This window comes from Microbacterium sp. LCT-H2 (assembly GCF_001866135.1).
GTDB lineage: Bacteria > Actinomycetota > Actinomycetes > Actinomycetales > Microbacteriaceae > Microbacterium.
The window spans coordinates 787,814-808,498 of the sequence record NZ_MODW01000001.1; the positions used below are offsets into that span (position 1 = coordinate 787,814).

16 protein-coding genes are annotated in these 20,685 nt (G+C 71.2%); 4 read left to right on the plus strand and 12 right to left on the minus strand.

The annotated features are described in order from the left end of the window. Positions 1-12: 12 nt before the first annotated feature. The 11 genes from dinB to BK819_RS03765 form a co-directional block, all read right to left on the minus strand. Complete coding sequence (dinB, locus tag BK819_RS03715) at positions 13-1,209, minus strand: DNA polymerase IV (RefSeq protein WP_071327910.1); 1,197 nt, start codon at positions 1,207-1,209, stop codon at positions 13-15. A gap of 61 nt (positions 1,210-1,270) precedes the next feature. Beyond that, the gene (locus BK819_RS03720) at positions 1,271-2,074 is read right to left on the minus strand and encodes an SDR family NAD(P)-dependent oxidoreductase (protein WP_071327911.1); all 804 of its coding nucleotides are present in this window, start codon (positions 2,072-2,074) and stop codon (positions 1,271-1,273) included. A 1-nt stretch (position 2,075) separates the two neighbouring features. After that, complete coding sequence (locus BK819_RS03725; RefSeq protein WP_071327912.1) at positions 2,076-3,152, minus strand: enolase C-terminal domain-like protein; 1,077 nt, start codon at positions 3,150-3,152, stop codon at positions 2,076-2,078. Continuing rightward, positions 3,149-3,907 carry an SDR family NAD(P)-dependent oxidoreductase gene (locus BK819_RS03730; RefSeq protein ID WP_071327913.1) on the minus strand — a complete coding sequence of 253 codons (759 nt, stop codon included), beginning with the start codon at positions 3,905-3,907 and terminating at the stop codon, positions 3,149-3,151. The genes BK819_RS03725 and BK819_RS03730 overlap by 4 nt, the downstream gene beginning before the upstream one ends. Positions 3,908-4,017: 110 nt before the next feature. Next, complete coding sequence (locus BK819_RS03735) at positions 4,018-5,406, minus strand: hypothetical protein (protein WP_083391642.1); 1,389 nt, start codon at positions 5,404-5,406, stop codon at positions 4,018-4,020. A 34-nt stretch (positions 5,407-5,440) separates the two neighbouring features. Next, entirely contained in the window at positions 5,441-7,654 is a 2,214-nt protein-coding gene (locus BK819_RS03740) for a peptidase C14 (RefSeq protein ID WP_256209358.1), read from the minus strand. Further along, on the minus strand, positions 7,651-9,414 hold the full coding sequence (locus tag BK819_RS03745; protein WP_071327914.1) for an ABC transporter ATP-binding protein: 1,764 nt from the start codon (positions 9,412-9,414) through the stop codon (positions 7,651-7,653). Before BK819_RS03745 ends, BK819_RS03740 begins: the two co-directional genes overlap by 4 nt. Then, complete coding sequence (locus BK819_RS03750; protein ID WP_218138554.1) at positions 9,411-10,259, minus strand: ABC transporter permease; 849 nt, start codon at positions 10,257-10,259, stop codon at positions 9,411-9,413. Before BK819_RS03750 ends, BK819_RS03745 begins: the two co-directional genes overlap by 4 nt. Next, positions 10,252-11,214, minus strand: coding sequence for an ABC transporter permease (locus BK819_RS03755; RefSeq protein ID WP_025104137.1), 963 nt, complete (start codon positions 11,212-11,214; stop codon positions 10,252-10,254). The genes BK819_RS03750 and BK819_RS03755 overlap by 8 nt, the downstream gene beginning before the upstream one ends. A 1-nt stretch (position 11,215) precedes the next feature. Next, a complete protein-coding gene (locus BK819_RS03760) occupies positions 11,216-12,751 on the minus strand; it encodes an ABC transporter substrate-binding protein (protein ID WP_083391643.1) in 1,536 nt (511 codons plus the stop codon). A gap of 132 nt (positions 12,752-12,883) precedes the next feature. Continuing rightward, the gene (locus tag BK819_RS03765) at positions 12,884-14,245 is read right to left on the minus strand and encodes an MFS transporter (RefSeq protein WP_071327917.1); all 1,362 of its coding nucleotides are present in this window, start codon (positions 14,243-14,245) and stop codon (positions 12,884-12,886) included. 152 nt (positions 14,246-14,397) lie between these two features. On the opposite strand from BK819_RS03765, the gene BK819_RS03770 reads away from it, so the two are divergent. The 4 genes from BK819_RS03770 to BK819_RS03785 all read left to right on the plus strand — a co-directional run bounded on the left by BK819_RS03770 (position 14,398) and on the right by BK819_RS03785 (position 18,381). Beyond that, positions 14,398-15,048: a GntR family transcriptional regulator gene (locus tag BK819_RS03770; protein ID WP_071327918.1), complete on the plus strand. Its 651-nt coding sequence runs from the start codon at positions 14,398-14,400 to the stop codon at positions 15,046-15,048. Positions 15,049-15,056: 8 nt separating this feature from the next. Next, the gene (locus BK819_RS03775) at positions 15,057-15,899 is read left to right on the plus strand and encodes an SDR family NAD(P)-dependent oxidoreductase (protein WP_071327919.1); all 843 of its coding nucleotides are present in this window, start codon (positions 15,057-15,059) and stop codon (positions 15,897-15,899) included. Between the two features lie 24 nt (positions 15,900-15,923). Then, the gene (locus tag BK819_RS03780; RefSeq protein ID WP_071327920.1) at positions 15,924-16,835 is read left to right on the plus strand and encodes a phosphotransferase; all 912 of its coding nucleotides are present in this window, start codon (positions 15,924-15,926) and stop codon (positions 16,833-16,835) included. A 133-nt stretch (positions 16,836-16,968) separates the two neighbouring features. Further along, on the plus strand, positions 16,969-18,381 hold the full coding sequence (locus tag BK819_RS03785) for an APC family permease (protein WP_256209359.1): 1,413 nt from the start codon (positions 16,969-16,971) through the stop codon (positions 18,379-18,381). Positions 18,382-18,437: 56 nt separating this feature from the next. On the opposite strand, the gene BK819_RS03790 is transcribed toward BK819_RS03785, so the two are convergent. Further along, positions 18,438-20,591 (minus strand): peptidase C14, encoded by a 2,154-nt coding sequence (locus BK819_RS03790; protein ID WP_083391644.1) that lies wholly within the window; start codon positions 20,589-20,591, stop codon positions 18,438-18,440. Positions 20,592-20,685: the final 94 nt, after the last annotated feature.

Here is a 20,685-nt window from a genome sequence, read left to right on the forward strand (position 1 = left end):
ATTCGAAAGGGGTCAGTGATGCTCCGGGAGGACCGGGGACGACCAACCGGGGTCGCGGCCGAGGTGGGCGGCGCGGGAGACCGAGGCGGAGCCGAAGCGGTCGCGGAGCGTGTCGAGCACGGTGTCGAGGCGGGACTCGTCGCCCCAGTCGATCGGCAGCTCGGGCGGGACGCTGTCCGCCGCGTCGAGCTGGGTGAACGAGAGGCCGAGCAGGGTGATGCCGCGACCGCTGATCTCGGGCTGTGCCGCGGCGAGGAGCGTGCGGGCGACGGCGAGCAGCAGCGCGGTGCGATCGGTCGGCGCCCGCAGCGACCGGGAACGGGTGGCCTTCGTGAAGTCGCCGAAGCGCAGCCGCAGCACCACCGTGCGGCACACGCGGTCACCGTCGCGGAGACGCCGCGCGAGCCGGTCGACGATCTGGGTGAGGATCACGTCGAGCTCCTCCGGCGACCGCGGACGGACGCCGAGCGCTCTCTGCGACCCGATCGATCCCCGGCGCCTGGTCGTGTCCACGGGGCGGGGGTCCCGCAGGCGGGCGAGAGCATGGACGTGCGCTCCGGTCGCCTTTCCGAGCATGCGCTCCGCGGTCGCGGCCTCGAGCTCCGCGAGCTGTCCGACCGTGCGGATGCCGTAACGGTGCAGCTTCTCCGCCGTCACCGCGCCGACTCCCCACAGCCGCTCGACGGGAAGCGGCAGCAGGAACTCCTCCTCCCGGTCGGGCTCGACGACGAGGAGTCCGTCGGGCTTGCTCACCGCACTCGCCACCTTGGCGAGGAACTTCGTGCGGGCGACGCCGACCGAGATCGCGAGGCCCGCCTCGGCGCGCACGCGCTCCCGCAGCCCGACGGCGATGGCCTCGGGAGTGCCGGCGATGCGTCGCAGCCCGCCGACCTCGAGGAACGCCTCGTCGATGGAGAGCCCTTCCACCAGCGGGGTGGTGTCGCGGAAGATGCGGAAGACATCCCTGCTGGCCGCGGAGTAGGCCTCCATCCGCGGCGGCACGACGACGGCGTCGGGGCACAGTTCCCGCGCCTGCCGGCCGCCCATCGCGGTGCGGACGCCCCGCGCCTTCGCCTCGTAGCTCGCGGCCAGCACGACCCCGCCGCCGACGATCACCGGACGCCCGCGGAGCTCCGGCGCATCACGCTGCTCGACCGAGGCGTAGAACGCATCGAGATCGGCGTGCAGAACCGTCGCTTCCCCGCGCATCCCGTTCTCCCGTCGACGAGCGGATCGTCGCACGGACCGGGGACATCGGCGTGGCCGGAGTTCAGGAGGCCGGGGGCGCCGCGAACCGCTCCCGCAGCGCGGGGTCGAGGGTGATGTCCCCGAACGACGCCGTCCAGGCGCCGTCGACCGCGATGGACTGGCCCGAGAGGTAGGGGGCCTCGTCGGAGAGCAGGAACGCCGTCACCGCGGCGACCTCCTCCGCCCGGGCGATGCGTCCCATGGGCGGACCCTCCGCGAGCAGGCGCTCCTCCGCCGCAGGATCGGCCGCCCGCGCGATCTGCGCCTCCAGATGCGGAGTGCGCACGCCGCCCGGTGCGACGGTGTTGGCCCGTATGCCCACTCCGCCATATGTCACGGCGACGCTCCGGCTGAGGGCGTCGATCCCGCCCTTCGTGAACTCGTAAGCCGCGTGGTCGACGAAGCTCGAGCGACCGTGGATCGACCCGATGTTCACGATCGCCCCGGCCACGCCCTGATCGAGGAACGCGGACACGGCCGTCGAGCAGCCCCAGAGGTAGCCGAAGCCGTTGATGTCGATGATCTCGCGCACGACGGTCTCGTCGAGCTCGTGCAGCGGCGTGCGCTTCGTGATGCCGGCGTTGTTGACCCAGCCGGCCAGCGGAGCCTTGGTGCGCGCCGCGGCCGCCGCGCGTTGATGGGCCGTGCGGTCGGAGGCGTCGCCGAGCACGACCTCGGCGACGATGCCCTCCTCCACGGTCCCGGAGCCGGGCGAGCGTTCGAGCCCGACGACGATCCAGCCGTCGGCGGTGAGCCGCGCGGCCACGGCGCGGCCGATGCCCTTGCCGCTGCCGGTGACGACGACGCTGCGCGGGGAAGGTGTCATGTCAGTCCCTCTCGAATCGGAAGACGGCGGGATCGAGGCCGAAGCCGAGCCCCGGAGCAGCGGTCGGCGTGACGGTGCCGGCGAACTGCGGCCCGCCCGTGACGAACGAGGGTGCGGGGTCGTAGGGATTCACCCCGCGGGCGAAGGTCTCCACCTGGATGCCGAGGTGCGCCGTGACCTCGGGATAGACGTGTCCGGACACGGGGACACCGCGCGCCGTCGCCCAGCCGATGAGCTCGCGCGCGGGGGTGATGCCGCCGATCGCGACGACGTCGAGGCGCAGCGCGTCGACCTCGCCGACCTCGACGAGACCCCGGAGCACCGCGGGGTCGGTCACCTCGTCGCCCACCGCCACCGGCAGCCCGGTCTCCCGGCGGATGCGGGCGACACCGGCCGCGTCCTCGGGGAGCAGCGGATCCTCCAGCCAGGCCAGGCGCGGCTCGCCCCACTGCGCGACCTCCGCCACAGCGGACTCCGCGTCGGGCCAGCCGAAGCCCACATCCACGACGAGTCCGGTCGATGACGGCAGCTCCGCGCCGAGGATCGCGAGCAGTTCGCGCATGTATGCCGGATCGGGAATGCGCGAAATCTTCACCTGTGCCCAGCCCTCCGCCTGCGCGAGCACCTCGTCCGCGATCTCCCGCGGCGGCCGCTGCGGAGAGGGATACGCGGCGACGAGCATCCCCTCCCGCGGGGCGTCACCGGTGCCGAGCAGGGTCCACAGCGGCACGCCGGCGCGACGGGCCGCGACGTCCCACAGGGCGATGTCGACGAGACCGATCGCCCGCCGCACGAGTCCCACCCGTCCGACGATCGCGCTGCCCCGGAGCATCCGGTCCCACGCGGCCGCCGGGTCGTCGGCGTCGAGCCCCACCGCGTGCGGAGCCACCAGGCGTTCGACGATCTCCGCCATCGGCGCTTCGCGCGACAGGCAGTAGGCGATCCCGGTGGTGCCGTCGTCCGCCGTCACCCGAACCGCGGAATACTCCCGCCGCGTGACCGTCATCGCGCCGAGCTGCAGCGGCGCGGGAAGGGGGAGGACCGCCGTGGCCGTGTCGATCCGGGCGACGGCGGTCATTCGGGCTTCTTCGCGAGGGGCACGCCGTAGTCCACCATGAACCCGCCGTCGACGTACAGGGTCTGCCCGTTCATGTAGCGCGACTGGTCCGACACGAGGAAGCTCACGGCCGCGGCGATCTCACTCGCGTCGGCCAGGCGCTTCGCGGGGATGCGGGACAGGATCGTGTCGAGGCTCAGCGTGCCCTGCTCGACGCCTTGCCGGAACACCCCGGTGTCGACGTAGCCCGGGGCCACCGCGTTGACCCGCACACCGCGCGACGCCCACTCCGCTCCCGCCGTGGAGGTGAGTCCGATGACGGCGGCCTTGGTCGTGGCATACGGCGCCCGCCCCGCGGAGCCGCGCGAGGAGATGGAGGAGATGTTGACGATGCGGCCCTCGCCCCGGTCGAGCATGCGCTTCCCGGCAGCTTGGAGCGCGGAGAACACCCCGTGCAGGTTCACGTTCACGACCGCGGACCACTCGTCCCACGTGAGGTCTTCGATCCCGCGGTGCCGCTGGATGCCGGCGTTGTTCACGAGCACCTCGATGGGCCCGAGCTCCGCCTCGATCTCGCCGAAGACCCGGTCGACGGCGGCATGGTCGGTGACGTCGAGCTCCCGCCACAGGATCCCGGCGGGGTTCTCGCCCGCGGTGAGCCCGGGGACGCGGTCGGTCGCGACGACGAGGTAGCCGTCCGCGGAGAGTCGCTGTCCGATCTCCCAGCCGATGCCGGCCGAGCCTCCGGTGACGATGGCGACGGGGCGCGTGGTCATGTCTCTCCTCTACCTCGGGGATTTGCTATAGCAACTCTAGCCCGTTCGAATCGCGCAACTGGTTCGATCTCGGCCGGAAATGGAGCAAAGTGGGCGATTCGGACGGGGAACTACCCCAGCAACCCGGCCACGACCGACACGGCGTGGGACTCCAGGAGCTCCAGGGCGCCGGGAGCCAAGGGCGTCTGCCAGGACTGATAGGCACCGCGGTCGTAGGCTTCGCGCGTCGGGAGATACACGAAGCCCGGGCCGTTCGTGAGGTTCATCACCACGATCGGCGTCTGGGGGAACCGCTCCCGCAGGGTCGTCTGCAGCCGCGAGTACGCCTCGCCCGGATGCCCCACGATCACGGCGTCTCCGAGCCGCCACGCCCACACGGGATGCGACACGGTCGGACCGTCGATGTAGCCGTCGCGGAGGTTCCGCGCCCGTCCGAGGCGCTCCTCCCGCGACCGGGGGTCGATGTCCCTCCACTCCTCGGCGAGCTCGTCCAGGGTGGGCAGGTCGCGCAGCGGCAGCTCGACGGCCGAGACGACTCCCGCCGCCCCGTCGCCGCCGTCCGCCGGGGTCCCGGTCCAGATCGCGAGCGGAGCACCCGACTCCACGACCCCGTTCAGCGTCAGCTCCTCGCCGGGTACCGGGAGCCCGTCCAGCGCCGCGAGCACCGCGTGCCCGAGTGAGCGTCCGTGCCGGTCGGCCACCGCGACGTCGCCGGTGTACTGCTCCCGAGGGGCCAGCTCGCCCGAGGCCCCCTGCACGAAGAGGCACGGTGCGCCGGTCGCGGCCTCCACGATCTCGCGCATGGCGCCGACGTAGTCCGGAGACACCTCGCGGTGCTGCCAGGCCAGGGTGGTCGGGTGGCAGGCGTAGTTCACCAGCGTCGCCCGCACCTCCCCGTCGATGCTGATCCGGCCGATGGTCACCGTGTCGTCGGCGGTGCCCTGGGGGTTGTAGCCGACGAGCGCGCGGCCGTCGAGGTCGAGCTCGCGCTCCGCCGCGAGGGTGCAGGTGCCCGTGGTCCACTCGATCAGTCCCGGTCGCGCAGCCTCCAGCGCCTCCCGCCCGGCGGCGATGCCCGCGGCAGCAAGAGCCTCCAGGTACCCGGGGATGAGTTCGCCGCCCGGCAGATGCGCATCCGCGGCGCAGAGCACGGCCCCGGCGTGGGTGTGCGAGAGGGAGAGCATGAGCTGATCGGGCTCGAGGCCCAGACCGTCGAGGATCGCCCCGCGCACGCCCTGCTCATCGGCAACTCGGCGCCACCACGTGCCGTCCACGGCGAGCAGCACCCGGGGCCGCTCGTCCGCGGCCACCACCGCGAGCGCGGTCAGCGCGAACGGCCGATGCGCCCCCTCGGACCGCTCCCAGTCGGCCGGGCCCCAGTTCTTGGCGCGGATGCCGACGGGCGGCGTGATGTCGCGCCGGGCGACGCCGATGCGCGCCCGCGTGCGGGGGATGCGGATGCGGTCTCCGAGGTGCGTCGCCGCTGCCGTGTGATTCACGCGTGGTCCTCCCTGATGTCCATGATGCCGTCCGTCACGCGCTCGCCAGCACGTCCGCGATGACGACGCGGACTGCGGCCTCCGGCAGTGCGGTCTCGACGCCGCGCTCGACGGTGTCGCTGTACAGCAGCGTCGACGGCTCGGCGAACCCGTCCGCCAGCCGCAGTCCTCCGCCGACGAACTGGCTGCCGGTGACGCGGGCGTGGTTGATGCCGGTCCCGATATCGAGGTGCGCCGCGCCCTTCGGCACCGTCGAGGTCACCCCGCTCACCCGCCAGGTGACGACCCCGGCACCGGCAGCCCTGCTCAGCAGCGCGCCGTCCGTCCGCTCCGTGGAGAGGTCGACCCCGTCCAGGGCGACGAGCTGATCGCGCACCGCGGTCGCGGTCAGGCGCACGTCGCGCACGGAACCGCCGCGGATGGTGACCGTGGCGGCGCCGAGCTCGAAGGGCGCACCCGCCGCCGGGCCGCTGAGGCGGCAGTCCACGAACTCGACCGGCCCGGACCCACGGGCCTTGACCCCGTCGATCCCGGTGATCGTGCAGTCCACGAAGCGCACGGGAGCCGTGACCGGAGTCTGCACGAGCACCTGGTCCTTCGGCAGCGCGAAGGTGGAGTCCGCGATCACGGTCGGCCGCGACGAGCGCTGCGACCGCTGTCCGATCGCCAAAAGTCCCGCGGTGCAGCCGCGCACCTGGGCACCGTCGGCGTTGATGGTCATGGTCGCCTGCGGGTCGAAGGTCGAGCGGCCGATGACCCGCACGTTCTCCAGCGTCAGATCGCTGATCTTGGTGCCGGCGACGAACCAGGAGCAGACGTGGTCGCGCACCGTGATGCGCTTGGCGGCGGTGCCCCACTGCGCCCCGGAGTTGGCGATGTCCATGAGCCCGGAGTTGCCGATGAAGGTGAGGTCGTGCTCGTACTGGCCGTGCGTGGTGAAGGGGTTGCCGCCCTGGTCGTCGCCGTCGCCGTGGCAGTTCTCGACGAGGCAGTAGGCGCTGGCAGTGAGGTCGTTCAGGTGCCGGGCGTTCGACGAGGTGCAGTCGCTCACGCGCCCGTAGAGGCTGTAGATCTGCTGCGTGAGGTAGCCCGCGCCACCGTAGAACACGGTCGGCGGGTTCTCCACCGAGCAGCGCTCCGTCGTGAAGTGCGTGTTCCAGCGCCGCATGATCACGGGCCACCAGGTGCGGCTCGCGTGCACGTCGGCCACGTCGCAGTGGATCGCGTACTCGAAGGCGATGGGGTGGGAGCCGGTGAGCTCGCGGGAGTCGGGGAAGGAGCCGTCGGTGGGACCGTCGAAGGGCCCGGCGCCGAGGAACCGCATGTTCGCGATGCGCACGCCCGCGACCGGTTCCATCTGCCGCCAGAGGAGCTTCCGACCCTTGTCGAGCGGCCAGCCGTTGAGGTAGTCGATGCGGATGTGGGTGGCGTCGATCTGCTGCGTCACCTGCACGAAGCGCTGCAGCTCGCGCTCGTCCGCCCCTCCGCCGGCGACGGGATCGCACTGCACCGCCCACCAGGAGTCGACGGGGAACCGGGACGCATCCGGCACGGCGACCGCATCGGTCAGCTCGGGCCAGGCCTCGACCAGCGCATGCTCGACCGTGACGTCCTTCGACACCCCGGTGAAGAACATCACGGCGCCGAACGGGTTGTCGTGCGTGTTCTTCTCGATGCCGTCGGTCGTGATGAGGTGTCCGCCGAAGTCGATCTCGACGTACGACCGCGTGAAGCGATGCCGGCGCCGGAACAGGAGATCGGTGCTCGCCTCGATCCGGCGGATGCGGGGATCGTTCACCATCGCGGCGAGCGCATCGTCGGCCGGCTTCTCCGGTCCCGTGATGCCGAAGACCCGGAAGTCGACCGTCCCGTCGTGCTGCAGGACCCAGCGGGTGTCGTGCTTCCCCGCGATCACGGTGCCGCCGTTGGGCGCGGTCTTCGCGTTCTCGCTGCCCACGTACACCAGCAGCCCGGCGTCGCCGGGCTTCCGGTACCCGGCGACGACCGCCATCTCGCCGTCGCGGGCCCGGAGACGGGCCAGGTCGGCGACGGACTCCGCTCGCGTGACGTCCTTGGCACCGGCGGCGACCAGGGCGGCCTGCGCCGGTGCCGTGCTCGCGAGCGCGCCCGCCGTGCCGAGCGCGACCGCGCCGAGCCCGGCCATGAGCGCCCGGCGGCCGGTCGACCGCACCGCCGCGCCTCCGGCGGCGTCTGCCGCGGACCCCGTCCCCTGATCCATGGTGGTCATCGTCGTCCTCCTCGTCCGGCGAGCGCGGCGGGGACCGCGCCCGTCTGCCCGCCCTGGGCCTGCCAGAGCGCCGCGGCCTCCGCACGCCGTCGGCGCTCGAGGACCGGGTCGGCGACGGGGATCGCCGCCATGAGCCCGCGCGTGTACTCGTGCTGCGGATTCGCGAAGAGCGCGTCGCGCGCGCCGATCTCCACGATGCGCCCCTGCTGCATCACGGCGACCGTCGAGGACATGTACCGGATCACCGCGAGGTCGTGGCTGATGAAGAGGTACGTGAGGCCGAGCTCGGCCTGCAGCTCCCGGAGCAGATTGAGCACCTGCGCCTGGATCGACACGTCCAGCGCCGACACCGATTCGTCGAGCACGAGGAAGTCCGGCTCCAGCACGAGCGACCGGGCGATGGACACGCGCTGGCACTGCCCGCCGGACATCGAGCGCGGCAGCCGGTGCGCGAACTCCTCGTCCAGGCGCACGCGGTGCATGGTCTCGCGCACCTTCTCGGCGCGGGAGGCCCGGGTACCGATGCCGTGGGCGCGCAGCGGCGCCTCGATGATCTGCGCGACGGTCTGCCGCCGGTTCAGCGCCGAGAACGGGTCCTGGAACACCATCTGCATGCGCTTGCGCAGCCGCCGCATCTCCTCGCCGCGGAGGTCGTGCGGACGCTGCCCGTCGAAGACGACCGACCCTCCGTCGATGCCGCCGAGCGCGAGCACGGCCTTCGACACGGTCGACTTGCCGGAGCCCGACTCGCCGACGAGCCCGACCGTCTCGCCGCGCCGGATCTGGAACGACACGTCGTCGACCGCGGTCACCCGGCGCCCGGAGCCGAGCGTGAACACCTTCGACACGCCCTGCACGTCCACCAGCACGTCGCCGGACTCCCGCGCCCGATCCACCGCGCTGATCGATCCGGCCTCGGCGAGCGGCTCCGTCCCGCGTTCGAGCACCTCCGCGGCGGTGCGGATGGGCTGCTGCACGTCGACTGTGAGGTCGACGACCGCGCCGAGGAGCGCCTGGGTATACGGGTGCTCGGGGGTCGCGTAGATGCGGTCGACCGGGCCCTCCTCGACCACGCGCCCGTGCCGCATCACGTGGATGCGCTCGCAGAACCCGGCGGCGACGCCGAGGTCGTGCGTGATGAGCACGACCGCGGTCCCGTGGTCTTCCGCGAGCCGGTCGAGCAGGTCGATGATCCGGGACTGCGTCGTCACGTCGAGGGCCGTGGTCGGCTCGTCCGCGATGAGCACGGCGGGCCGAGAGGACATGGCCATCGCGATCATCACGCGCTGCCGCATCCCGCCGGAGAACTCGTGCGGGTACTGGCCCAGACGCTCCTCGGGCAGCGGCACCCCGACCTCGGTCAGCAGCTCGACGGCCCGCGCGCGGGCGGCCGCCGCCGAGACCCGGTCGTGCAGCCGGATCGCCTCGACGAGCTGGTGACCGATCGTGCGGACCGGGTTCAGCGACGACATCGGGTCCTGATAGACCATCGCGATCTCGCCGCCACGCACGCGGGTCATCTCCCGCGGGCTCAGCGTGAGCAGTTCGCGGTCGCGCAGCCGGATGCTGCCGCCGAGGGTCGCCCCGTCGTTCAGCCGCATGATCGACAGCGCCGTGAGCGACTTGCCGGAGCCGGATTCGCCGACGAGGCCGATGCGCTCACCGGGCCGCACCGCGAACGTGATGCCCTGGACGGGCATGACGTCGCCGTAGGAGACGGTGAGGTCCTGCACCTGCAGGACGGGCGTGAGGTCGGTCATCGGCCCCTCCCCTTCCGATCGCCGCCGAACTGGTCGGCGAGCACGTTGAGCAGCCAGATGGTGACGAAGATGAACAGGGCGGGGAACAGCACGTACCCGATGGACTGGTACATCTTCTGGTAGCCCTGTTGCACGAGCGTGCCCCAGGTGGCCTCGGGCGGCGCGATGCCGAGCCCGACGAAGCTCATCGACGCCTCCAGGAGGATCGCGTTGGCGGCGTTGATGGCCGCCTGCACGACGATCGGCCCCTTGGCGTTCGGCAGCACCTCGGCGAAGAGCAGCCGGCGACGGGTGGATCCGAAGGCCACCGCGGCCGTGAAGTAGTCCTCCTGCAGTTCGCTGAGCACCGACGACCGCACCAGCCGCGCGGTGGTCGGCGTGAGGAGCACCCCGATGATCACGGCGAGCTTGACGGGGTCGGCACCGAACGCGGAGATGAAGACGAGCGCGAAGAGGATCTGCGGGATCGCCATGACCGTGTCGGCGAGGCGCATGAGGATCTCGTCGACCCAGCCGCGGGCGAACGCCGCCGCCATACCCCAGGCGATGCCGAGGACCATGGCCACGAGGGTCGCGCCCCCGGCGATGAACACGGTGAGCTGGCCGCCGTAGAGCACGCGGCTGAAGAGGTCGCGGCCCAGCTCGTCGGTCCCGAAGAGGTGCGCCGCCGAGGGACCGGCGAACCGGTCGGACGACTGCGCCGCGGGGTCGTACGGGGCCAGGAGCGGGGCAAGGACGCAGATCAGCACGATCAGCGCAAGAAGTGCCACCGGAATCCACGACGCGAACGCGATTCTGCGACGGGGACGCGCGGAGCGCAGTGCGAGGGTGAGGGTGTCAGCCACGGCTGCTCCTTGCACGAAGACGCGGATCGAGCACCCCGTAGAGGAGGTCGACGATGAGCGTGGTGAGGATGAACATCGCGGAGATCAGCAGCACGACCGACTGCAGCACCGCGTAGTCCCGCTTGAAGACCGCGTCGATGGCGAGCGAGCCCAGTCCGGGGACGCCGAACACGTACTCCACGATCACCACGCCGCCCAGGGTGTAGCCGACGATCAGGCCGAGCATCGTGAGCCCGGGGATCAGGGCGTTGCGGAGCGCGTGGCCGAGCACGACGCCGCTCGCCGACTGTCCCTTGCCTTTCGCGGTGCGGATGTAGGGGGCGTCCAGCACCTCGACCATCGACGCCCGGAGGAACCGCATGAGCAGCGGCGCCGCCGCGAAGGCGAGGGTGAGGCCGGGGAGGATCATGCGCACGAGGTTCTCGGCTGGATCCTCCGCGAACGGCGTGTAGCCGCGGGCCGGCAGCACCTTGAGCTGCACGGCGAACACGACGATGAGCACGATGCCGATGAGGAACTGCGGAAGAGCCATGCCCGCGGTCGAGATCGCGGTGAGCACCCGGTCGACCACGCCGAGCGGACGCAGCGAGGCGAACACGGCGGCCGGGGTGGCGATGAGCACGGCCAGGAGCACGCCGATGAGCGTGAGCTCCAGCGTCGCGGGCAGGCGCTGGGCGATGAGCTCCGTCACCGAGTACTGGTTGAAGTAGGACTGACCGAAGTCGCCCGTGAAGACGCCGCCGATCCAGCGCAGGTACTGCTCGATGACGGGGGCGTCGAGGCCGGCCTCCTCCCGCAGCCGGGCGATGGTCTCGGCATCCACGCCCGGCGTCGAGCCGAGGCGGGTGATGACGGGGTCGCCCGGCAGCAGCCGGAGCACGACGAAGACGAGGAGCGAGGTGGCGATCAGCATCGCGATGCTGATCGCCACCCGCCGGAGGACGGAGAGGACCACGTCAGCCCTTCAGCTGCGCGCCCTCGAGGTGCAGCTGTCCGCCGCCCTCGACCCACACGCCGTCGACCGCCGTGCTGGTGGCGGTGACGACCGTCGACTGCAGGGGCACGATGAGCGGCACCTGCTCGTTGATGATGGTCTGCACGGTGCCCCACTTCTCGGCCCGCGCGGTCTCGTCCGGCTCGGCCACAGCATCCGCGAACGCGGTCTGGAAGTCGGGGTCGACCCAGTTGCACTCGCACCGCCCCTCCAGGTAGAAGTTCAGCGAGTAGGCCGGCTCGGGCGGCGTGGACTGGAAGTTCGGCACGATGTACCCGGGGTAGCTCTTGCCCGCGGGGTAGAACGCGTCGACCCAGGTGCCGATGTCGTTGTTGTCGATGATCAGCGTGATGCCGATCTCCTTCAGGCTCGCCTGCAGGATCTCGCCGCTCGTGTTCCACTCGGGGTACTGACCGGCCACGCCCCACCAGGTGAGCGTGCTGCCCTCGGTCACCCCGGCCGCGGCGAACAGCTCCTTCGCCTTGTCCAGGTCGTAGGAGTAGTCGGTCAGCTCGCCGCCGAACCAGGGGTTCACCTCGCCGAGCGCGTTGTTCGTCGGCGAGACCGTGCCCTGGCCGTAGTAGGCCGCGTCGAGGATGGCCTCGCGGTCGGTCGCGTAGGCGAGGGCCTGCCGGGCGCGTACGTCGTCGAAGGGCGGCGACGTCGTGTCGATCTCCCACGACGGCCACTGGCTCGGGTTCTCGGGCTTCACCAGGGCGATGTCGCCGCCTTCCAGACCCGCCACGTCGCCCTGTGGCACGGACCACAGCACGTCGATGTCGCCGGAACGGAGGCCGGTGACCGCGGCGGTGGACTCGGCGGCCTTCACGATCGTGATCTCGTCGAGCGCCGGCGCCTCGCCGAAGTACTCCGGGTTGGGGACGAGGGTGAGGCTGTCGTCCGGCGTGAAGGCGTCCACGACGTACGGACCGGTGCCGATGGGCTCCTTGTCGATGGTGTCGAGCGCGTCGACGTCGATCATCTTCACCCAGACGATGCCCGCGGGGAAGGTCGCGATGGGCTCGGACAGGGTCACCACGACGGTCTTCTCGTCCGGGGCGGTGACGTCGGTGACCATCGAGATCTTGTTCTTCTCCTGCGTCGCCGTCTCCGGGTCGAGGTAGTAGTCGAACGCGGCCACCGCGTCGTCGGCGGTGAAGGCCTCGCCGTTCGAGAACGTCACGCCGTCGCGGAGGGTGAACGTCCAGGTCTTCTGGTCGGCGGACGCCTCCCAGCTCTCGGCGAGATCGCCGACGATCTCGCCGGACTCGTCGGTCTTGGTGAGGCCGTTCCACAGCAGCGGGAACAGCACCTCCTCCCACGCGAACGTGCGGATGGCGGGATTGAGCTGCGGGATGCCCTGCGCGGCGGCGACGGTGAGCGTGCCGCCCTCCTGCGCCTGGCCGTCGGGGGTGGATGAGGTGCTGCAACCAGCGGTGGTGAGCGCGGCGGTCAGCAGCACTGCTGCTCCGCCGAGCCGAACACGACGACGCGACATGGGTGCCTCCAAGGTCGGGTGGTGCTTCGGGTAAGGGTGTTACGCTATAGCATGTAGCAAAAGCGGAGGGGCGTCTAGAGCGAACCGGGCCGGCGGGGTCACGTTCTCGTCACGACCGCCGACCCGGCCCGGTCATCGCCGGGCGGTGGACGCCTCGACGGCGAGGTCGGGCGCCGTCGTGAAGTCCGAGCGGCGGCTGAGCACGAAGGCGATCGTCGCCCCGAGCAGCGTGAGCCCCGAGATGAGGAGCAGGCCCCACACCGCCGATCCCGTGGTCTCGCTGATCCAGCCGATCGCGTAGGGTCCCGCGAAGCCGGCGAGGTTGCCGACCGAGTTGATGAAGGCGAGGCCGGCTGCGGCCGCCGTGCCGGTGAGCACCATGGGCGGCAGGCTCCAGAACAGCGGGGTGGTCGAGAAGAGCGCCGACATCCCGACGCACAGCGCCGCGAGCGCGAGCACCGGTGTGCCCTGCGCCGCCACCGCCGCGATGAGCGACAGGGCGGTGATGCTGAGCGTGATGCCGATCTGCAGCGGGATGTTGCCCTGCCTCCGGGCGGCGCGCTCCCACGGCAGCATCACGAGGGCCGCGCACAGGTTCGGCAGCGCCACGAGCCACCCCGTGGTGGAGTTCGAGAAGTCGCCCATGCTCTTCACGATCGTCGGCAGCCACATCCCCAGGCCGTACGCACCGAACACGACGCCGAAGAACAGCACGATAAGCGTCCAGAGGCGGCCGTTGAGGAAGACCTCGCCCAGACGGAGGCGTCCGTGCCGTTGCTCGGTCGCCTGGGTCTCGGCGGCGAGCGTGTCGGTGATCCAGCGCTGCTCGGCGGGGTTCAGCCAGCGCGCGTCCTGCGGACGGTCGGGGAGCCAGAAGAACACGACGAACGCGAGGAGCACAGCCGGGACGCCCTGGAGCAGGAAGACGAGCTGCCACCCCTCGAGCCCCCACAGGCCGTGCAGCTCCAGCATCCAGCCGGACAGCGGCGCGGCGACCGCGTTGGCGATCGGGTTCGAGAGCACGAAGACGGCGAGCACCTGCGTGCGGTACTGCCGCGGGAACCACAGCGTGAGGTAGAGCAGCACCCCGGGGAAGAATCCGGCCTCCGCGATCCCGAGGATGAAGCGCGCGATCGCGAACTGCGTCGCGTCCTGCACGAAGGCGGTCAGCGCGGCGACGATGCCCCACGAGATCATGATGCGCGCGATCCACTTGCGGGCGCCGAACTTCTCCAGCAGCAGGTTGCTCGGCACCTCGAACAACAGGTAGCCGATGAAGAAGATGCCCGCCGCGAAGCCGAAGGCGGCCTCGGTGATCTGGAGGGCGGCGGTCATCTCCAGCTTCGCGAAGCCCGCGTTGTTCCGGTCGATGTAGGCGACGAGGTAGAGCAGTCCGAGGAACGGACCCAGCCTCCAGATCGCCTTCTTCATGGCGGCGGCTCCCACCGCGTCCTCCGCGGCGCGCGCCTGCGCGAGGGTCTCTCTGCCGGACATGACAACTCCTTCGTCATCGGTTTCGGGTTTTGCTATAGCATCTAGCACCGCGGGTTTCCTGTCCAGTCCCACCCTCATGCCATAGCATCGACCGAGCGAAGGAGCCCCCGCTCGACGAGCACCGGGCCGCGCGAGATCGAGAAGGGCCCCGGATGCGCAGCGTGTCGGATCAGAACATCGCCGAGCAGGTCACGGACGAGCTCCGGGCGGCGATCCACTCCGGAGAGCTCGCCCCGGGCGAGCGCCTCGTGGAGCGCAAGCTCGCCGACCGTCTCGGCGTCAGCCACATCCCCGTGCGCGAGGCCCTGACCCGGCTTGCCGAGGAGCGCCTCATCACCCGCGAGCCCCGCCGCGGCGCCCGCGTCGCCCAGCTCAGCGCGCAGGACCTGGAGGAGATCTCGAGCCTGCGGATCGTGCTGGAGCAGTTCATGGCGATCCGGGTGCAGGAGCGGTGGAACGACGAGTCGGCGGCGCGGCTGCAAGCCATCATCCAAGCCATGGCGGCGGCGGCTCCGGGCGATGTGGCCGAGGTCCTGCGCCAGGACCGCCTCTTCCACGAGACCCTCGCCGACCTCGCCGAACACCGGTTCCTCGATGAGCTCAGCGCCCAGCTCCGCGGCCGGATCGCCGGGTTCATCCAGGCGGCCAACTCCGCCCTCGACCCCGCCGAGCAGGAGGAGCACGTGCGCAGCCACCAGCAGATCGTCGACGCCATCGCGACCGGCGATCCGGAGCAGGCGCGCGCGGTGATCGCCGAGCACGTGACCAGGGCCGTCCGCCGCATCACGCCGTCGGCCGAGTGAGCGCCGCCGTGGCCGCACGCACCATCGTGCTGACCGGAGCCTCGGACGGGATCGGCGCCGCCACCGCCCGCCAGCTCGCCGGCTCCCCGCACCGCCTGCTCCTCGTTGGCCGCTCGCCCGACAAGATGCGGGCCGTGGCGGCGGAGACCGGCGCGGAGTGGTTCACCGCGGACTTCGCGCGCCTCGACGACGTGCGCGCCCTCGCCGCGCAGCTCGCGGACGCCGTGGGAGCGGCGGGCATCGACGTGCTGGCCAACAACGCCGGCGGCATCTTCGGCGACCGCACCCCCACGGTCGACGGGCACGAGAAGACGATGCAGGTGAACCACCTCGCCCCGTTCCTGCTGACGAACCTCCTGCTCCCGCAGCTGCTCGCCGCCCGCGGCGCGGTCGTGAACACCTCCAGCGTCGCCCATCACCTCTTCGGGCACCTCGACGTCGATGATCTCGACAACACCCGCCGGTATTCGCCGAACAAGGCCTACGGCGACGCCAAGCTCGCCAACGTCCTGATGGCGAAGAGCCTTCACGAGAAGTTCCATGCGCAGGGTCTCAGCGCGGTGGCCTTCCACCCCGGCACCGTGGCGACGAACTTCGCCGCCGAGTCGTCGAGCATCATGCGCCTCGTCTACCGCACCCCGCTGCGCCGCCTCGTCCTCATCGGCAGCGACCGCGGCGGCGCGACGCTGCGCTGGTTCCTCGAGGGAACGCCGGGCGAGACCTGGATCTCCGGCGGCTACTACGACGAGCGCGTCCTCAGCACCCGGGTGAACCCGCAGGTGCACGACCCGGCTCTCGCCGAGGCCCTCTGGCAGCGCAGCGCCGCGCTCGTCGGCGTGTCCGGGGGCTGAGCGCCCGCCGTCTACGCTGGGGCGATGGCGCGCCTCGACTGGACCCAGCTCCCTCCCGCTCTCCGAGCCCGGGTCGAGGAGTTCGCCGGTTCGCCGGTGGCACGGGCGCAGTCGCAGGACGGCGGCTTCTCCGCGGGACTGGCCTCACGGCTGACCTTCGCCGACGGACGGCGGCTGTTCGTCAAGGCGGTGCAGGAGTCCGCGGAAGGGACGTTCGCGCTCTACGTGCGAGAGGCCGAGGTGCTCGGCGCGATCCCCCGCTCCCTCCCCGCCGCGCACCTCGTCGACGCCTTCACTGCGGACGGATGGGCGGTGCTTCTCATCGAAGACGTCGAGGGTCGTCATCCGGAACGCTCGGCCACCGCGCCCGACACCGCGCATGTCCTGGATGCGATCGCCGCCCTGGCCACCGCCGAGGCGCCGCGCGCGCTTCCCCGCCTCGCCGACGAGCTGCACGAGGACTCCGGATCCTGGCGACGGCTGGAGGAGGCAGGGCTCCTGGAGACGACCACGCCGTGGTGCGCGCAGAACGTCGACCTCCTCCGCACGGCGGCGGAACGCGTGGGCGCCGCGGTCGCGGGCGACCGGTTCCTGCACGCCGACCTCCGGGCCGACAACATCCTCATCGAGGCCTCCGGCCGCGCACGGCTGCTCGATTGGCCGTGGGCGGCCCGCGGCGCGGGGTGGGAGGACGCCCTCCTCTACCTGCTCGATCTCCGCGTGGAGGACGCCGCGGCCGAGGTCGGTCCCCTGCTCGATCACCCCGTCTTCGCCGGATCGACCACGCAGGACCATGTCGCCCTCCTGTCCGCCGCGGGCGGCGCCTGGTTCGAGAAGTGCCGTCTTCCCGCGCCGGACGGGATGACGACGCTCCGCGACTTCCAGCGCCGGGAAGCGGTCATCGCCACCGACTGGATCGCCGAGCTCGTCCACTGATCCCGGCGGAGCCTTGTGGCCCCTCATCCAGGGAGGTAACGTTCTACCGTTCCTGACGAGAGAGGCGACGATGCCCCGGACCGATCGACCCCGTCCCACGACGTCCGTGTGGCGTCGCAAGCCCGTCAGCGACATGACAGAGGAGTCGGGCGGGAGCGGTCTGTTCCGGACGCTCGGGCTCTGGCAGCTCACCGCGATCGGCGTGGGCGGCATCGTCGGTGTCGGGATCTTCTCGCTCGCCGGGCTCGTCGCCCACGGCGACGCGACGACTCCCGCCGTGGGTCCCGCCGTCGTCCTCTCCTTCCTCATCGCCGGGCTCGCGTCGGCGGCGGCCGCGCTGTCGTATGCGGAGTTCGCCGGCATGATCCCGCGCGCCGGTTCCGCCTACAGCTACGGCTACGTCGCGCTCGGCGAGCTCGTCGGCTGGTTCATCGGCTGGGACCTGCTCCTGGAGTACGTCGCCATCGTCGCCGTCGTCGCGATCGGCATCTCCGGCTATCTCGACGCGTTCCTCTCCGGCTTCGGGCTGGAGCTGCCGACCGCGATCACCGAGACCGCCGACCAGCCGGGCGGCGTGGTCAACATCCCGGCCATCCTCATCTGCCTGTTCGTGACGTTCCTGCTGAGCCGAGGCACCCGCACGTTCGGCCGCTTCGAGCTCGTCGCCGTCGCTATCAAGATCCTCCTCGTGGTGTTCATCGTCGTCCTCGGCGTCTTCTTCATCGACCCCGCCAACTACGACCCGTTCCTGCCGAACGGCTTTGGCCCCGTCTTCACCGGTGCCGCGACGGTGTTCTTCGCGGTGTTCGGCTACGACGCGATGAGCACGGCCGCCGAGGAGGCGAAGGACGGGCGTCGACACATGCCGAAGGCGATCATCCTGTCCCTCGTGATCGCGATGGTGCTCTACGTCGCCGCGACGCTCGTGCTCACGGGCATGCAGAACTACCAGGACATCGATCCGAAGGCGGGCTTCGCCTCGGCGTTCACGGGTGTGGGGCTCCCGGTCGTCGCCTCCGTCATCTCGGTGTTCGCCGTCGTGTCGATCCTCACCGTGATGCTCACGTTCCTGCTCGGCGCCACTCGCGTGTGGTTCAGCATGAGCCGCGACGGACTGCTCCCCGGCTGGTTCGCGCGGGTCGACCGCCGCGGCGTCCCGCAGCGGGTCACCTGGATCGCGGGGCTGGGCGCGGCGTTCTTCGCGGGGGTGTTCCCCATCCGCGCCGTCGCCGACCTCACGAACATCGGCATCCTCGCCGCCTTCGTCGTCGTCTGCGTCGCCGTGATCGTGTTCCGCTACACGAAGCCGGATGCGCCGCGGACGTTCCGGCTGCCGTTCATGCCCGTGGTCCCGATCGTCGGCGTGGGCTTCTCGCTCGTCCTCATCTCGCAGCTCCACCCCGAGACGTGGCTCCGGTTCGGGGTCTGGCTCGTGATCGGACTCGTCGTGTACTTCGCCTACAGCCGTCGGCACTCGCTCCTGAACCCGGACAGCCCCCGGCACCGCCCGGGCACGACTTCGGAGACCCCCGGCGACACGCCGTAGGCGGGGCCGGGGAGGCGGCGGGTCGCGCCGCAGCTCCGAAGTCGTGCCCGGGAGGATCAGCCGACGACGAGGTTGGCGGTGTCGACGACGCGGTCGCCCTCGCCGGGGAACGCCGTGCGGGTGACGCCGGCCTCCACGTTGCCGGTGTGCAGCAGCGTCGAGCCGGACCCGAACGCGTCGTCGCGGAGCTCCAGGGCGCCGCCCTCGAACCGGTTGCCGACCGCGCGATAGTGGGTCGCGCCGCTCGTCACGGCGACGTGCGTGGTCGATCCCTCCGCCCGGAAGGTGCTGTCGGCGAGCGTCAGGTGCAGCTCCCCGGCGCCCGACCGCGACACCGTCGTCCCGCCCTTCGCCGACACCTCGGAACCCGCGATCTCGACGACCTGACGGTCCTTCGATGCTGCCGCGATGCGGGCGTTGCGGAGCGTGGAGCCTTCGACACGCAGCTTCCCCGTCGCGGAGGCGATAGGGGCGGCGTCGTCCGCCGCGCTGAGGGTCGAGCCGCGGAAGGTGACCGCTCCAGGCCCGTTGATCTTCATGCCGCCGACGCGGTCGAGCACCGTGTCGACGAAGGTCACGGGCGTCTTCACCGTCGCGTTGGTGAGCTCGCCGGGAGCGACGAACGTGAAGTGCGAGTCGGCGATCACGGTCGGCCGGGCGGAGTTGTCGGAGGCCTGGGTGATGACGAGCGTGTCCGAGGCGGTGCAGCCGCGCAGCTGCGCACCGTCCGCGTTGATCCACAGCATCCCGGAGCCCGTGAGCGAGGGCTTGCCGATCACCTGCACGTCCTCCAGCGTCAGGTCGGTGATGCGCACCCGCGCCACGAACCACGAGCACACGTGCTTGCGGACGGTGATGCGCTTGGCCGCCGAGCCCCACGCCGCCCCGGAGTTCGCGAACGTCATGAGACCGGAGTTGCCCGTGTAGGTGAGGTCGTGCTCGTACTGGCCGTGGGTGACGAAGGGACCCTGGTCGTCGCCGTCGCCGTGGCAGTTCTCCACGAGGCAGTAGGCGCTCGCGGTGAAGTCGTTGAGGTGCCGGGCGTTGGCGGTGTGGCAGTTCGCGACATACCCGTACAGGCAGTAGATCTGCTGCGTCAGGTAGCCGGCTCCACCCCACGTGACGGAGGTCGGGTTCTTCAGCGTGCAGCTCTCCGTGGTGAAGTACGTGTTCCACCGGCGCTGGATCAGGGGCCAGAAGGTCGCCGTGCCGTCGATGTGGTCCACGTCGCAGCGCACCGCGTACTCGAAGGCCAGCGGGTGCGACCCGGTGTACTCGTCCGTCCCTTTGCCGAGGAACTTGAGGTTCGACACGGTCACGTCCTGCACCGGCTTCACGTGCCGCCACGTCATCGTGCGGTCCTTGCCGAGCGGCCAGCCGTTCTTGTAGTTCACGCGGATGTGCCGACCGTCGACGATCTGGGTCACCTGGACCAGCCGCTGCAGCTCGCGCTCCCAGCGACCGGACAGCGCGTTGACCTCGGCGGCGTACCACTCCCCGACCGCGAAGAACGACGAGTCGGCGACGGGGAAGATGTCGGCGAGGTCGGGCACGTCCTCGCCGAGCTTCGCCTCCTGCACCGCGTCGGTCACCTCGCCACGGAAGAACATGACGGCCGCGAAGGGGTCGTCCTTCCCGGCGTTCTCGATGCCCTCGGTCGTCATGAGGTGATTCCCGAAGTCGAACGCGATGTTCGACCGGGAGAACTTGTGGCGGCGGACGAAGTTGAGGTCGGTGTGCGCCTCCACGCGCCGCACCCCGGCGTCGCCCACCATCGCGTCGAGCGCGTCGTCCGCGGGCGCGGAGGCGTCCATGATGCCGAACTTCCGGAAGTCGACCGTGCCGTCGTGCACGAGCACCCAGGCGCCGCCCTTCGGCCCCGCGAGCACCGTGCCGCCGTTGGCCGCGGGGGCGTCCTTCTTCACGAAGCGGTAGAGCCCGTCACCGCCGTCGCCGGGGGTCGCGTAGCCGCTCGTGCGCACGAGGTCGCCGTCCTTGCCCTTGCGTGTCGCGAGGGCGGTGGCGACGCCTCCGTGCGCGACGTTCTTCGAGCCCGACGACTCCTGCGGCACGACGGGTCCGGCGGCCTGAGCCGCGGCGGGGGCGCCGATCGCGGCAACCCCGCCCAGGGCGGCGGCGCCGAAACCGGCGAGCAGCATCCGTCGACTGCGCATCGCCGCGGTCTCGGTGGTGGTGTCCAGCTGGGTCATGCTCATCCTCCTTGCGGCGTCCTCGCCGCGGTCAGGCGTCCGGCCCTCGGCCGGATCGCGGTCACCGATCAGTCCCCGATCCCCAGCGCTCTCC

Excerpts from the sequence above, each read along its gene's own strand:
- BK819_RS03725 (WP_071327912.1), bottom strand. The coding sequence starts at position 3,152 with ATGACCGCCGTCGCCCGGATCGACACGGCCACGGCGGTCCTCCCCCTT.
- BK819_RS03730 (WP_071327913.1), bottom strand. The coding sequence starts at position 3,907 with ATGACCACGCGCCCCGTCGCCATCGTCACCGGAGGCTCGGCCGGCATC.
- BK819_RS03785 (WP_256209359.1), top strand. The coding sequence starts at position 16,969 with ATGACAGAGGAGTCGGGCGGGAGCGGTCTGTTCCGGACGCTCGGGCTC.
- BK819_RS03740 (WP_256209358.1), bottom strand. The coding sequence starts at position 7,654 with ATGACCACCATGGATCAGGGGACGGGGTCCGCGGCAGACGCCGCCGGA.
- BK819_RS03760 (WP_083391643.1), bottom strand. The coding sequence starts at position 12,751 with ATGTCGCGTCGTCGTGTTCGGCTCGGCGGAGCAGCAGTGCTGCTGACC.
- dinB (WP_071327910.1), bottom strand. The coding sequence starts at position 1,209 with ATGCGCGGGGAAGCGACGGTTCTGCACGCCGATCTCGATGCGTTCTAC.
- BK819_RS03765 (WP_071327917.1), bottom strand. The coding sequence starts at position 14,245 with ATGTCCGGCAGAGAGACCCTCGCGCAGGCGCGCGCCGCGGAGGACGCG.
- BK819_RS03780 (WP_071327920.1), top strand. The coding sequence starts at position 15,924 with ATGGCGCGCCTCGACTGGACCCAGCTCCCTCCCGCTCTCCGAGCCCGG.
- BK819_RS03790 (WP_083391644.1), bottom strand. The coding sequence starts at position 20,591 with ATGACCCAGCTGGACACCACCACCGAGACCGCGGCGATGCGCAGTCGA.
- BK819_RS03770 (WP_071327918.1), top strand. The coding sequence starts at position 14,398 with ATGCGCAGCGTGTCGGATCAGAACATCGCCGAGCAGGTCACGGACGAG.
- BK819_RS03720 (WP_071327911.1), bottom strand. The coding sequence starts at position 2,074 with ATGACACCTTCCCCGCGCAGCGTCGTCGTCACCGGCAGCGGCAAGGGC.
- BK819_RS03745 (WP_071327914.1), bottom strand. The coding sequence starts at position 9,414 with ATGACCGACCTCACGCCCGTCCTGCAGGTGCAGGACCTCACCGTCTCC.